This is a genomic window from Paenibacillus fonticola DSM 21315 (assembly GCF_000381905.1).
Taxonomy (GTDB): Bacteria; Bacillota; Bacilli; order Paenibacillales; family Paenibacillaceae; genus Fontibacillus; species Fontibacillus fonticola.
Map to the genome: position 1 here is coordinate 1 of NZ_KB907268.1, position 13429 is coordinate 13429.

The 13429-nt window shown below is 54.4% G+C and carries 12 protein-coding genes and 1 riboswitch; of the genes, 9 read left to right on the top strand and 3 right to left on the bottom strand.

Features of this window, described 5'->3' with window-relative positions; genetic code table 11:
• Window positions 1–632 precede the first annotated feature (632 nt).
• The 3 genes from G358_RS0121230 to G358_RS0121240 form a co-directional block, all read right to left on the bottom strand.
• The gene (locus G358_RS0121230; RefSeq protein WP_019639274.1) at window positions 633–1436 is read right to left on the bottom strand and encodes a Cof-type HAD-IIB family hydrolase; all 804 of its coding nucleotides are present in this window, start codon (window positions 1434–1436) and stop codon (window positions 633–635) included.
• Window positions 1437–1541: 105 nt separating this feature from the next.
• Entirely contained in the window at window positions 1542–2489 is a 948-nt protein-coding gene (locus tag G358_RS0121235) for an EamA family transporter (RefSeq protein WP_019639275.1), read from the bottom strand.
• A gap of 6 nt (window positions 2490–2495) precedes the next feature.
• Complete coding sequence (locus G358_RS0121240; RefSeq protein ID WP_019639276.1) at window positions 2496–3503, bottom strand: lipoate--protein ligase; 1008 nt, start codon at window positions 3501–3503, stop codon at window positions 2496–2498.
• A 527-nt stretch (window positions 3504–4030) separates the two neighbouring features.
• Here G358_RS0121240 and cobD point away from each other — a divergent pair.
• The 9 genes from cobD (at window position 4031) to G358_RS0121295 (ending at window position 13183) form a co-directional block, all read left to right on the top strand.
• Complete coding sequence (gene cobD / locus G358_RS0121245) at window positions 4031–5125, top strand: threonine-phosphate decarboxylase CobD (RefSeq protein WP_019639277.1); 1095 nt, start codon at window positions 4031–4033, stop codon at window positions 5123–5125.
• Entirely contained in the window at window positions 5122–6036 is a 915-nt protein-coding gene (locus G358_RS30640) for an adenosylcobinamide amidohydrolase (RefSeq protein WP_019639278.1), read from the top strand. The genes cobD and G358_RS30640 overlap by 4 nt, the downstream gene beginning before the upstream one ends.
• Window positions 6033–6995 (top strand): adenosylcobinamide-phosphate synthase CbiB, encoded by a 963-nt coding sequence (cbiB, locus tag G358_RS0121255; RefSeq protein WP_019639279.1) that lies wholly within the window; start codon window positions 6033–6035, stop codon window positions 6993–6995. Before G358_RS30640 ends, cbiB begins: the two co-directional genes overlap by 4 nt.
• A 44-nt stretch (window positions 6996–7039) precedes the next feature.
• On the top strand, window positions 7040–7681 hold the full coding sequence (locus tag G358_RS0121260; RefSeq protein WP_019639280.1) for a histidine phosphatase family protein: 642 nt from the start codon (window positions 7040–7042) through the stop codon (window positions 7679–7681).
• Window positions 7682–7789: 108 nt separating this feature from the next.
• Window positions 7790–8755 (top strand): MsnO8 family LLM class oxidoreductase, encoded by a 966-nt coding sequence (locus tag G358_RS0121265; protein ID WP_033404300.1) that lies wholly within the window; start codon window positions 7790–7792, stop codon window positions 8753–8755.
• A gap of 99 nt (window positions 8756–8854) precedes the next feature.
• Complete coding sequence (locus tag G358_RS0121270) at window positions 8855–9817, top strand: TRM11 family SAM-dependent methyltransferase (RefSeq protein ID WP_019639282.1); 963 nt, start codon at window positions 8855–8857, stop codon at window positions 9815–9817.
• 71 nt (window positions 9818–9888) lie between these two features.
• A riboswitch (cobalamin riboswitch) is annotated at window positions 9889–10143 on the top strand.
• Between the two features lie 201 nt (window positions 10144–10344).
• Complete coding sequence (locus G358_RS0121285) at window positions 10345–11358, top strand: ABC transporter substrate-binding protein (protein WP_019639285.1); 1014 nt, start codon at window positions 10345–10347, stop codon at window positions 11356–11358.
• On the top strand, window positions 11355–12401 hold the full coding sequence (locus G358_RS0121290) for a FecCD family ABC transporter permease (RefSeq protein ID WP_019639286.1): 1047 nt from the start codon (window positions 11355–11357) through the stop codon (window positions 12399–12401). The genes G358_RS0121285 and G358_RS0121290 overlap by 4 nt, the downstream gene beginning before the upstream one ends.
• Entirely contained in the window at window positions 12398–13183 is a 786-nt protein-coding gene (locus G358_RS0121295) for an ABC transporter ATP-binding protein (RefSeq protein WP_019639287.1), read from the top strand. Before G358_RS0121290 ends, G358_RS0121295 begins: the two co-directional genes overlap by 4 nt.
• Window positions 13184–13429 lie beyond the last annotated feature (246 nt).

The following is a 13429-nucleotide window of genomic DNA, read 5'->3' on the forward strand; positions in this document are numbered from 1 at the left end:
CGCCGGAGCACGAGGCCCGGGAGCAAACGAAGGTTCGGGAGAGAATATACGTGATTCGTTTGCACTAGGTTTGCCAAACTGAACGTGCGTTTCTAGCTTGCAAAAGCTCTCCTTGACGAAGGCATAACATGTGGTACCCAACCCACGGATAGCAGCGTGCCGACCGTCGCTCGCATTTTTGCTCTCGCGCCACGTGCTCAGGCAGAAAAAATAGAGGGTTTGACAAAAACGTTCATAGCAACGAATCTCAGACACTCTATTTGCGGTTTATCCTCTGTTTGGAGCAGTCAAGGCTGAAATAACGTTGCCCAGCTTCGTTACATTTTGAGAAGGGTTATTTTTACACAGATAGCGATCATCAGCTTCGTTATAAAATTTCGTTCACGTTTTGAGTCACATTATTCACGTTCTGAGTCACATTTTCGGTCTAAGCCCTGGGAAAGGAATGGACTTGGATGGCAAACAAGAGCTAAAAGAAATAAACCAGTTTAACTGGTAAGTGAAAGTGACAAATAACACTGTGCCTGAGCGGATTTGTGGTCAGGTTAGCGTCTATAGGCGCAGTTTGGCAACAGGGGGTTATACCCCAACAGCAAACCACCCGCCCAACGGGTGGTCATGATTGTTCCAGTTTATGATCCACGGTTGAAAATGAACTTGCCGATCGCGTGCTTCACTCCATCCTCGTTGTTGCTTAGAGTGACGTAATCGGCGATTTCCTTCAGCGCTGGGATGGCGTTGCCCATGGCGATGCCTAGTCCGGCGGCTTCCAGCATTTCATGGTCATTCCAGGAATCCCCGATCGCGATCGTCTCATTCAGCCCGCAGCCGAAATGATTAGCGATAAATTTCAGCGCATGGCCCTTTGTGCCTTCATTGTGCATGAACTCGAGGAAGTTCGGTTTGGACTTGGTAACATGCACCGAAGGCCCAAGCAGCTCGCGCAGCACAGGGGCAATTTCGTCCAAATAATCCGGCTCGTCGATAATGAGCATTTTCGGCGTAGGCTGGGCAACGAGCTTGGCAAAATCCGGCTCAACAAAATACTCCGTATTGTTGAGGGATGTATAATCGATCAGCTTTTGATTTTCTTCTCTTGCATAGAGTTTGTCATCAATATACGTTTGCAGATGCAAATCGTGCTTTACGCAATAATCAAAAAGCTTGCTGGCCGCATCCAAAGGTAGGTAGCGCTCATAGAGCACCTTCTCGTCGAGCAGATTTTTGACATAGGCCCCTTGATACGTAATGATCGGTACGTTAAGGCCGGTCTGGCGCGCGATGGCTTGAGCCGAGGAATAGGCTCTGCCGGTCGCGAGCGTAACGACCACGCCGGCAGCAATCGCTTCTTCCAATGCCTTTTGCGTAGCCGGGGTAACCTCTTTGTCATCGTTAATCAAAGTATCATCAATATCAATTGCAATAAGCTTATACATCGTCTGGATATCTCCTCTTCTAGTCATGATGAAACGCAATTATCATTAACGCAATAACGCCGGTTAAGCAGCGCCCTTGGCAGGCCATGAGGGAGGGATGCACTCCTACTGAGAGGCAGGACTAGTAGCGCACTTTCCCTGATCCGGGCTCTGCCCCGCTTTTAATTCGGCAAGAATCATTCCGGTAAAAATAAAGCCGCAGCCCAGCAGCGCAGACCAGCCCAACCGCTCGCCGGCGAACAGCACGCCCGTGATTGCTGCGAATACAGGCTCCATCGCGTAAATGACGGCAACCCGGGCAGCGCACGTATAATTTTGACAGACAGTCTGAATCCAAAAGGCAAAGGCGCTGGTCGGGCCGATCGAAACGAGCAGCGCCAGCAGCACTTCGGGCCGCAGCAGCAGTTCCGTCGTTTGAGCCCATGTTCCGACATGCTCGGTCATGAGGGAAGCGGCTAGACTGAACAGCCCGGTTACGCCAAGCTGGACCGTTGCCAGCGGCAGCGCCGGATAAAGCGGGGCATAGAGCCCCGTAAAGGCGATATGCAGCGCAAAGGCAAAAGCGCAGAACAAAATCAGGACATCGCCGCGATTCAGCGAGAAGCTCCCGCTCGTGAACGTTAGCAGGTACAGCCCGGCGGCGGCCAGTATGGCGCTAATCCAGGTGAACGCGGAAAGCTTGTGCCGGAACAGAACTACCGACAGGAACGGTACAAGCACTACCGACAACCCTGTAATGAACCCGGCATTCGAGGTCGTCGTATAGAGCAGCCCGACCGTTTGAAACCCGTAGCCTGCGCACAAAAACAACCCTAGCAGCACGCCATGGCCCAGCAAGCGCAGATTGAACCGCCGCCAATCGTTCCGGTAGAACAGTGTCGTAATGATCGCCAGCAGCAGGGAGGCTCCGATGAACCGAATCGCATTGAAGGCGAGCGGCGGGAGCGCCTGCACCGCATTTTGCACGATCAAGAAGGTGCAGCCCCACATCATGGCGACGGAGAGCAGGCTCAGGTCGGCGATGCGAGAACGCGGTATGTTTATATTTATCACGAACGGCTACTCTTTTAGGAAGACCAGGCCGACGAAATCATCAAATTCGAGGTTGCCGAAATAATGCTTAATGTCGATGCCCGCCAGCGCCTGGCGAACCGCCACTTCCTCGTGGCGTACCCCGCGCAGCTTGTCCTCAATATCCACAACGTCACCAACGCCGAAGAAATCGCCATAAATTTTAATGTTCTGGATATGGCCATCCTTGATATCCATGCGCAGATCGATGATGCCGATCGGGAATTTTTTCGAATGCTTTACATTGGATTCCGGGGACAAGCCGAAATTCCAATCCCAATTTTTATAACGTTCCTTGGAAATTTCGTGAATCTTGCTCCAATCGTCTTCGGTTAGGCGATATTGTGGGACCTTGTCCGCCGCATCCATGCCAAAAATATGCCGCAGCAGCTCGGCGCGGAATTCCTCGATCGTCATTTTTTGCTCCAAGAAGTCAATGATGTTGGCTACCCGGCTGCGCACGGATTTGGTGCTCTTGGATTTGAATTTCTCCGGGTTCGCATGCAGCGAAGCGGCGACATCGTTCAAGTTGAGGTTGAACATCAGCGTACCGTGGCTGAACATGCGGCCGCGCGTGGAGAACTGGGCGTTGCCGGAGATTTTTTGCTCGCCGACCTGCAGATCGTTGCGCCCTGTCATCTCCGCATTAACGCCGAGAGATTGCAGCGCTGCAACGACCGGCTGGGTGAATTTGCGGAAGTTGTGGAAGGACTGTCCGTCATCTTTTGTAATGAAGCTGAAATTCAAGTTGCCCAGATCGTGGTACACCGCACCGCCGCCGGACAAACGGCGTACGACCTGGATATTGTTCTCTTTGACGTAATCGAGGTTGATCTCCTCAATCGTATTTTGATGCTTGCCGATAATGATCGACGGCGCATTAATGTAGAATAGCAAATAGCTGTCATCTTCGAGCGGAAGATGCTTCAGCGCGTACTCCTCGATGGCCAGATTGACCGAGGCGTCGGTAATTCCCTGGTTATCAATAAACAGCATGACTCTTCCTCCATCCAAATCTATATTTATAACTTGTAAATTTGAAATATCCTAACGTTTATTGTAAACCAATTAAGACTGAAACCAAAGGAAAAAAGCGGGTACCGGTATTTTGTTTTAACATATCAGAAAGTATTGACCTCGGAGCCAAGGGCGTTTTTCTTTAAATTATGGAATTTAAAAGTTTTCAGCGGAGTTGAACAATTCAATAATCGCAAGAAAAACTACATTTAAACGCGGTCTGTCATCTTAGCAAGTACTTCGATCAATGTTTTTCTTTAGATTACAGAATTAAAAATTTTCAAGGAAGTTGAACAATACTTATAATCGCAAGAAAAACTACATTTAAACGCGGTCTGTCTTCTAAGTAAATGCTTCAATAGACGTTTTTCTTATTGCAAGTACCTAGGCCACCCATCATTGACGGCGCATAGCATTCACCTCATAATGAGGGCATTGAACTAGGGCAAAAAGCAGTTAAAACATAGAAATACATAAATGGTAATGGGGAAAAGAGGAATGGCGATATGCTGGAAGTGTACGGACATGGAGGAGATATAGAGTCGGCAGCACTGCGATACGGCCTTGAGCCGGGGCAATTCACCGACTTTAGCGCAAACATTAACCCGCTCGGGCCGCCGCCGGGCATGCTGGAGGCGCTGCGGGCCGCGCTGCCCGAAATTATTCGGTACCCCGATCCGGGCCATCGGGCGCTGCTCGCCCTATTGGCTGAACGTCACGGGGTCCGGCAGGAAGCCATTTGCGTAGGCAACGGCGCGGCGGAAATCATGGCTCTCATCTTATTGGCGCTGGCGCCGGGCAAGGTCGGTGTCGTACAGCCCTGCTTCTCGGAATACGAAACGCTGTCCCGGCAGTTTGGGGCGGAGGTGCAGGCGGTTTACGGCACCGCAGAGCAGGACTATCGCGCTGAGCCCGGACAAATCGTGAAGCTGATTGAAGCTAGTGACCTCGTGTTTCTCGGCCAGCCTAACAACCCAAATGGAGTGCAATATGATGTGGAGCAATTACGGCAGTTCGCCGAGGCGGGAGAGCGGCATGAGACGTATATCGTGCTGGATGAGGCGTTCATAGATTTCATACCTTCGGAGCGGCGTCAGTCGCTGCTGCCTGAGCTGGAGCGGTATCCGCACGTCATCATCGTTCGATCAATGACGAAGTTCTATGCGATTCCGGGGCTGCGGCTCGGCTACGGTATCGCTCATCCGCAAATGGCAGCGGCGATGCGCAGCAAGCAGGTGACGTGGAGCGTCAACATTTTGGCGCTGCGGGCAGGCGAGATCAGCCTGCAGGAAGGGCCGGAATACGAGGCAGCGACGCTCAACGCGATTGCGGCAGAGCGAAAGCACCTTAGTGGTGAGCTTGCGCGGTTAGGCTGTGAGGTGACGCCGGGAGAAGCCAATTATTTGCTTTTAAGGCTTCCGAAACCGTGGACGGCTAATGCGATACAGGAGGCGCTGGGCCGGCGCGGCGTACTCGTGCGAAGCTGCGCGATGTATCCGGGGCTTGACGCCGGCCACATCCGTGTCGCCGTGAAGGATCGGGCGGCCAATGCTGTGCTGATTCGAGAGATGGAGCAGGTGATAGGAGGAGGACAGGGATGACAACCCCTTTTTTGCATGTGCAAGCGGAACAAGCGGTGAAGGCTGGCGGGGTCAGAGAGGCTAGTGAGGTCAGTGAGGCCTGTGGGAATAATGAGGCCGTTGAAATTAGGGAGACCATTAACATGAATAAGGCTAATCCGGCTGCTTTGGCTGGTCAGGATAAACCAACCAAAGTGAATAACACCCGCCAAATTGTCGAAACGGATCAAGTCGACCAGACGGTCTATCATGCAAAAATATGGCCGGGCTTGAAGTTATACCGGAAGGAGCGGCATATTTTGCTGGAAGCTCCGGAAGCGATGGACAGCTTGGGCAGCGCGATATACGGCGGAGGAATGCATTCGCTCCAGCGGTTTGTGAATATATACGTGGATCGGTTCTATCATTGTGAAGATCCAGTGCGGGATATCCATAATTTGTTAGGGGGATGGGGATATCCCGAGCAGGGAACGGCCGGGCTGTTAACGGCCGTGCAGCTAAAGCATGCGGCGGTTGCCGAGGAGCAGGGCAACGATTTCGGCGTGCTGTGCTGCGTGACGGCGGGCGTGTCCAACGCGGCCCGGGCCGGCGTGGAGCGGACGACGTTCCCCGCTTCTTGGACGCCGGGCACGATCAACATTATGCTCGTCGTTGACGGCAGAATGACCCCCGCGGCCATGGTGAACGCCGTCATCACGGCGACGGAGGCCAAGGCGGCCGCGCTGAGCGATCTCGGCGTGCGCGACGCCGAGAACGGCCTGGCCGCAACCGGCACGACGACGGATGCGATCATGCTGGGCGTCAGCCAGCGGGCCGAGTGGCCGCTGCTGCACGCCTACGCGGGAACCGCGACCGATCTGGGCGGCGCTATTGGCCGCCTGGTGTACGACGCGGTTCGCGAATCTTTGGCCGCGGCCGGAGGGCCGAAGTGACGGCCGCGTGGTGGGTGCTGCCGGTCGCGTATGCGCTCGACCGGCTGCTTGGCGATCCGCGCTGGCTTCCCCATCCCGTCGTCGGGATGGGGAAGGCGATCGCCGCGATCGAGGCGGCAATTCGCCGCCTGGTGAAGCCCCGCGCCCACCGGGCCGCGGGGCTGCTGCTGCCGCTGCTGGTCGCGGGCGGCAGCTTTGCCGTGACCTGGGCCGTGCTGCGCTTGCTGGCCCAGGTCAGCCCGTGGCTCGCCGCGCTGGCGGAAGCCGCGCTGATCGCCACGACCATCGCGGCCAAGGGGCTGCGCGATGCCGGCATGGAGGTGTGCGGTCATTTGCGCCGCGGGGATATGCCAGCCGCGCGGCGCGCGCTTGGCATGATTGTCGGGCGCGACACCGCACAGCTCCCTGAGCCGGAAGTGGCGCGCGGCGCGGTGGAGACGGTCGCCGAGAATATTGTCGACGCCGTCATCTCGCCGCTTTTCTTCGCGCTGCTGGGCGGTGCGCCGCTGGCGATGGCTTACCGAGCCGTCAACACCCTCGATTCGATGGTCGGCTACAAAAACGAGAAATACATCGACCTCGGCTGGGCGTCGGCCCGGCTGGACGATATTGCAAATTATATTCCCGCGCGTCTTTCGGCTCTGCTGCTGATTGCCGCGGCCTGGCTGCTGCGCTTCAATGCCAAAGGCGCTGCCGCGATGGTGCGGCGCGATGCTTCGTCTCATCCAAGCCCGAATAGCGGGTACCCCGAGTCAGCCGTCGCCGGAGCGCTCGGCGTTCGCTTGGGCGGTGAGAATTCTTATCATGGCGTGGTGTCTTTTCGCGCATATATGGGGGACAAGACCCGCGAGCTGGAAGCGGACGACATTCCAAAAACAAGCCGAATGCTGTTTGTAGTTTCGGATATGTTCGTACTGCTAGGAACTGCGTTGGGGCTGGTGTTTACAGGCGGATTTTAGTTCTCGATCGATATGGTTAAACCTGTTACCGGGAGGCGGGAGGTTTGAAGAAGCAAAAGAGTTACGCTGGCGAGCTGTGGCTGGTCCGCCATGGCCGTACTAGCTGGAATAGGGAGCGGCGTTATCAGGGACATTCGGATGTTGCTCTGTTGGACGATGAAGCGTCTGGACTGGAGGAACTGGAACGTGAACTTGAAGGCGTTTCGTTCTCGACGGTATATTGCAGCGATTTGCTGCGCTGCCGCCAGACTCTAACGAGGGTTAGGCCGGATCTTGCCGGGAAGGCTGTATACGACTCGCGCCTGCGGGAGATGAACTTTGGGCAATGGGAAGGGCAGACGTATGAAATGCTCAAGAATAACTTGCTTTATCGCGCCTGGATCGATGATCCCGTATCGGTAACTCCGCCTGGTGGAGAAGCATGGGACGATTTTCACCGGCGGGTAAGCCTTATTTATGAGGAGTGGATAAACCTAGCCCAACGCAATCTATACCCGGAGGATAACATGGAGCAGCGTATTCTCGCGGTCACCCACGGGGGCGTCGTCGCGCTTGTTTCCTCTTTGCTTCATCCTGGAAGGGGATTCTGGGATACGTCTATCGAAGCTGGAGGCATATTGAGGCTTAAGCTCGGGGAAAAAACAGAGCCGGAGACTGGTAAGCGGAATCAGGAATATTATGATTAAGTAAGCCTCAACGTCACTAAGGCGAGGCCTGGAGAGCCGCGAGCGGACATACTCGAGCGGACATAATGAATCAAAGCTTTTTACGCATAGATATTGACGAAGGAAGTGATGGGCTTGCCTGAAACTAGAACGGGAACAAAGGCGCCGCTGGCGATTAGTGTGCTGGATCTGGTTCCCCGGTTGCCCGGGAGCTCGGATGAAGAGGCTTTAAGACAAGCTGTGTCCTTGGCGCAGCATGCCGAAAAGTGGGGTTACGCCCGTTATTGGACGGCTGAGCATCATGATATGCCTGGGCTGGCCTCTTCTTCGCCCGAGGTGCTGCTGGCCCATATCGGAGCAAAGACAGAGCGGATTCGCCTCGGTTCAGGGGCCGTATTGCTGCCCCACTACAGTCCGCTGAAAGTAGCAGAATGGTTCCGGCTGCTTGCTGCTTTATATCCCGGCAGGGTGGATCTGGGATTAGGGCGTGCTCCGGGAGGGGGAGCGCATACAGTGATGGCCCTTAGCGGCAATTTTCTAGCTAGAGTCGCTGAGCTGCCGAAAACGATCGCTTCGCTGCTGGAGCTTCTCCAGGACGCTTACGAGTATGAGGGACATGCCGTAACCGCACGGCCGCAGCCGCAAGTCGGACCGGCGGTCTGGCTGCTTGGAACAAATAAAAAAAGCGCGGAATATGCGGCCAAATTTGGAACGGGTTATGTTTTTGGACAGTTTATGAGCGAGCATGTTGGCGTGGACGTGGACGTACTGGCCTCTTATCGGGCGGAATTTACTCCCTCTGCGCTGCAAAGCGCCCCCAAGACAATGGTGGCGGTCAGCGTAATTTGCGCAGGGAAGGAGAGGGAGGCTGCGCATTGGGTGCAGGTGCTCGATGAGACGGCGAAGCAAGCGGGCCGAGGTTCGTTTCGAAGCATAAGCGGCACGCCGCATAGCGTGTATAATCAGCTTAAGAATCTGCAGCACGAGTACGCAGTTAACGAATTTTTGATCGTCTGTCCTATTCCCGACTATGCGGCAAGGCTGGAATGCTACAGGCTGCTGGCCGAGGTGCTAAGGGAGCTTGACGGCGTTTAACGGCGCGCATTAATGACCCGTATATCGCTATCGCCTTAAAGGAAGATTGCCCAGTGCAAGCGGGCAGAAGTCAGCTAATGGTTGGAGGCAAGTGTCACAATGTATATAGAAAACAGCGGTCTTTACATTTATACATACGCCTGTCATGAGAATGAGCAGCGGTTATGTGAAATGGAGCTCGCGGCTTTGTTTGGACATTCGGCGGATACGGAAGGGTACGTGGCAACGGACAGGCGGATCGATCCGGGCCGTAGTCCATTTATTTCGTACCGGGTAGATATACTGTTTGCGGAAGACGATCTGGACAGCCTGGCCTCGCAAGCAGCTGAGCTTGATCTTAAGGGCGCAACTTTTAAAGTCGTCTGCATGAAGCTGGGTGGCATGCTTGCACTCAGCTATGAAGAGCAGCGCGAGCTTGAGCGGAAAATCGGAGGCCGGATCCGCGGTAAAGCGGATATGCGTAAACCCGAAGTGACGTTCGGCCTGATGTATATTGAAAGGCGCTGGCTGTTTGGAATCTGCGAAAAAGCAGAGTCCGTCTGGCTGCGCCATAAGAGCAAGCCGCGCAATTATTCCACAGGACTAAGCACGGCTGTCGCCAGGGCTTTGGTGAACATCGCGGTACCCGATCCGCACGCTGTCAAGGCTATCGACCCTTGCTGCGGGATGGGGAATGTGCTGATTGAGGCGTTATCGATGGGGATCGATATCGTAGGCCGGGATATTAACCCGCTGGCGGTTCGGGGAGCGAGGATCAATTTGCGCCATTTCGGCTATGGCGATGATCGGGTCAGCTTGGGCGATCTGAATGAAGTGGTTGAGCTTTACGATGCGGCTATCGTGGACATGCCGTATAATTTATGCTCCGTGCTGTCTCCCGAGGAGCGCGGGGAAATGCTGCACAGCATAAAAAAGTTCAGCCAAAGGTCAGTCATCGTCTCCACCGAGCAGTTGGAGAAGGAGATCGTTGGCGCTGGTTTTTGCATTCGCGATTATGGGACGGTCAGCAAAAGTTCTTTTGTTAGGCACATTTGGGTATGCGAGCCGGGCGGAACGGGATGAATGATTGTCAACCGTGCGGTTTTCCCCTATAATCCAATACAGACGAAGATGTATGAATGCCTAGCGAAAATGGAAAAAACCGTAGGCCCCAAGGCGGCGCTTGTCTGTAAGCTTTCCGCCACGGGTTAATAGGGAAGCCGGTGCAATTCCGGCACGGTCCCGCCACTGTAAACAGGGATGAAGCTCATTATATGCCACTGTCGTTCGTTGAACCAATATTCTGCTTTACCTTGAAGGTACTTGCAGGAAAGGGACATGCGAAGATGGGAAGGCGAGCTGAATCGGCAACCTGGAGTCAGGAGACCTGCCTATGGGAAAATAAAGAGACGGTCCTTCGAGGAAAGGATAACGTTCTGCTTAAAGACCATGCTGCGGACAAGCAGAAGGCTTGTGCTGTACATGGACTTGCTTGTAGACGTAGCCCGATCCTGAACGGATGGGGCTTTTTCCTGTCCTTTTGCTAATTTTACCATTTGAGCGGGTTTTTCATGTATACACTATACGCTTTTTAAGGAGAGAGAGATTTCATGAACAAGTTTAGAAAGTTTTGGGGGATTTGGCTTTTAGCGATCATGCTCGTTGTGATGGCTGGCTGTGGTAAGGATGCGGCAAGCACGAACAATGGAAATACTCCTGCTCAGCAGGAACAGAATGCTCAAACCGGACAGGAAGAGCAAACGGATTCATCGTCTGATGCGCAGCGCACGGTTTATCCTTTGACAGTGAAGGATGTAACTGGTGCGGAGTTCACTTTTGAAGCTGCGCCGCAAAGAATCGTTTCGCTGGCTCCATCGGAGACAGAAGGAATATTCGCGCTTGGTCTTGATGAGCACATCGTAGGGGTGTCCGATGTCGACGATTATCCCGAAGCGGTGAAGGACAAGCCGCGCATGGGCGGGTTCCAGGTCAACGTTGAGGCGGTCATTGCCGCAAAGCCGGATCTGGTGCTAGCCGGCAATCTGATCGCCCCGGCAACCGTAGAAAACCTTACCGATCTAGGAATCCAGGTTTATCGATCGAATCCGACCAATCTGGACGAAACGCTGGCCCATATTAGAACCGTAGGGGAAATTACCGACCGTCAGAAGGAAGCCGAGGAAGTCGTCACCCAAATGGAGAAAGAACGCGACATTGTCTTAGATGCTGTGAAATCCTTGACGCCGGATCAGAAGAAGAAAGTCTACATCGAGTTTTCGCCAGGCTGGACCGTCGGGAAAGGCGTGTTTATGGACGAACTGATTACGCTGGCCGGGGGAGTGAACGTAGCTTCCGATTTGGAAGGCTGGAACGAAATCAACGAAGAGAACATCATTAAGGCGAACCCGGACGTTATTCTGTTTGCCAAAAATGTCGTCGACGAGAACAACAAGACGATCGGCGACATGATCAAAGCCCGCGGCGGCTGGGATCAAATTACGGCCGTGAAAGAAGATCGTGTCGTCGGCATGGACGATAACCTGCTCAGCCGCCCAGGCCCGCGCGTGACCCAGGGATTGATTGAAATGGCCCGGGCTATTTATCCGGAATTGATCCAGCAATGATGAATAAATTGGCGGGATACGGAACAGCGGGTTTAGTGCTTCTGGCTGTTACGCTGCTGGTTTGCATCGGCGTCGGTTCCGTTTTTCTGCCGACCGGCGAGATTATCGGCATTTTGCTTCATCGCCTGCCATGGATCGGCGGCATGATTACGCCGGACTGGGACGTCTCGGCAGAACAGATCGTCATGCAGGTACGGCTGCCGCGGGTTCTGCTCGGCATGCTGGTTGGCGCCTCTTTGGCGGTGGCGGGTGCCGCATTTCAAGGCGTGCTGCGGAATCCGCTGGCAGACCCATTTACATTAGGCGTTTCCTCGGGGGCGGCAGTAGGCGCGGCTACATTGATTTTCTTCGGTTGGCAGCTCTCTTTAATCGGCGTGTTTACGCTGCCGGTCATTGCGTTTATAACGGGGGCAAGCACGCTGCTTGTCGTGATGTGGCTGGCCAGGGAAAACGGGAAAATTCCGATTGAAAGCCTTATTTTGTCGGGCGTGGTTATGCAGTCATTTCTCGGTGCGATCGTTTCTTTTTTGACAGCCATGTCGAAAAAAACGGTGAACGAAATACTATACTGGACGATGGGAAGTCTCAGTTTGCGCGGATGGTCGTATACGATCATCCTTTTCCCGTATTTGGTCGCTGGTTTGCTGTTCCTGTGGAGCCAGGCCCGCAGCTTAAATCTGCTAGCGCTTGGTGAGCGCCAGGCAGCCCATTCCGGGCTGAATGTCGACCGCACAAAGCTTTTGGTTCTGCTTGTGGCCACGCTTATGAGTGCAGCGGCTGTATCCGTGTCTGGGGTCATCGGTTTTGTCGGTTTGGTTATTCCGCATATGATACGGCTGATGACGGGCCCGGATTACCGGTTGATTATTCCGCTCTCCGCGCTTGGCGGGGGGATATTCATGATGTGGAGCGATTTGGCCGCCCGGACGGTGTTGGCCCCAACGGAGATCCCTTTGGGTGTGGTTACGGCCTTCGTCGGCGCTCCATTCTTTGCTTATTTGCTGTACCGCAATAAGAAGCGGAGAATGGAGGAGCTGCAATGATCGAAGTTCAAGGCGTAGAGAAATGCTACGGACGCCAAACGGTGTTGAAGGGGATCGACTGGCAGGGGCAGCGGGGGGATTTTTGGGGAATTATCGGGCCGAACGGCAGCGGGAAGACGACAATGCTGAACGTGTTATCAGGCGTAGAGAATCCTGAGGCCGGGGAGGTAAGGCTGGATGGCAGGCCGCTGACAGCCTATGGACGCAAGGCGCTGTCAAGGAAGCTTGCCGTGCTCCAGCAGGACGGTTTGCCGCCGATGGCATTTCCGGTGCGCCAGGTGTTGGAGATGGGGAGATTCCCTTTTCAAAATTGGCGCGGGAAGGAAGAAGGAGACGGTGCCGAGGCTTTGCTCAGTGAAATTGTAAGCCGTCTGGATTTGCAAGGGCTGGAGAGCAAGCCGCTGCATGTGCTTAGCGGCGGACAAAGGCAGAGGGTGGCTCTCGGCAAAGTGATGGCGCAGCAGCCGGAGCTCGTGCTGCTGGATGAACCGACGACATACCTCGACGTCCGCTACCAGATGCAGTTCATGGAATTGGTCTCAAGCTGGCAGCGGGCCGAGCATTTGACGGTCATTGCCGTGATGCATGATTTGAATTTGGCGGCCTTGTATTGCGACAAGCTGCTTGCTTTGCGGGATGGCAAAATCGTTGCAATGGGAACACCAAACGAAATTATTACCCCGGAAATAGTGAAGTCGCTGTTTGAAGTAGATGCTTATTCGGTCATGCATCCGGACCGCGGCGTGCCCCAACTGCTGCTGCGGAGTGAGCAGGGGACGTGAGATGTGAGATGCAAGGCGTGAGGCACGAAGTGAGGCATCAGACGTGAGATATGAGATGTGAGGCGTGAGGCGTGAGGCGCGAAGTAAGACGTCAGACGTGAGACGTGAGGTGCAAGGCGTGAGGCGCGGAATAAGACGTGAGACAGACATGAGCTTGCTGGTGCCTCGGCCCGGCGTAGTATTGCACCATCCCTTGTAATTGCATCACCTCTCGTAATTGTTACGGACACAGGATCCGCTATTTCG

Bases quoted from the DNA above. Each gene is read 5' to 3' on its own strand.
- G358_RS0121270 (WP_019639282.1), top strand. From the start codon at position 8,855: ATGTATATAGAAAACAGCGGTCTTTACATTTATACATACGCCTGTCAT.
- G358_RS0121230 (WP_019639274.1), bottom strand. From the start codon at position 1,436: ATGTATAAGCTTATTGCAATTGATATTGATGATACTTTGATTAACGAT.
- cobD (WP_019639277.1), top strand. From the start codon at position 4,031: ATGCTGGAAGTGTACGGACATGGAGGAGATATAGAGTCGGCAGCACTG.
- G358_RS30640 (WP_019639278.1), top strand. From the start codon at position 5,122: ATGACAACCCCTTTTTTGCATGTGCAAGCGGAACAAGCGGTGAAGGCT.
- G358_RS0121295 (WP_019639287.1), top strand. From the start codon at position 12,398: ATGATCGAAGTTCAAGGCGTAGAGAAATGCTACGGACGCCAAACGGTG.
- G358_RS0121240 (WP_019639276.1), bottom strand. From the start codon at position 3,503: ATGCTGTTTATTGATAACCAGGGAATTACCGACGCCTCGGTCAATCTG.
- G358_RS0121265 (WP_033404300.1), top strand. From the start codon at position 7,790: ATGGGCTTGCCTGAAACTAGAACGGGAACAAAGGCGCCGCTGGCGATT.
- G358_RS0121290 (WP_019639286.1), top strand. From the start codon at position 11,355: ATGATGAATAAATTGGCGGGATACGGAACAGCGGGTTTAGTGCTTCTG.
- G358_RS0121285 (WP_019639285.1), top strand. From the start codon at position 10,345: ATGAACAAGTTTAGAAAGTTTTGGGGGATTTGGCTTTTAGCGATCATG.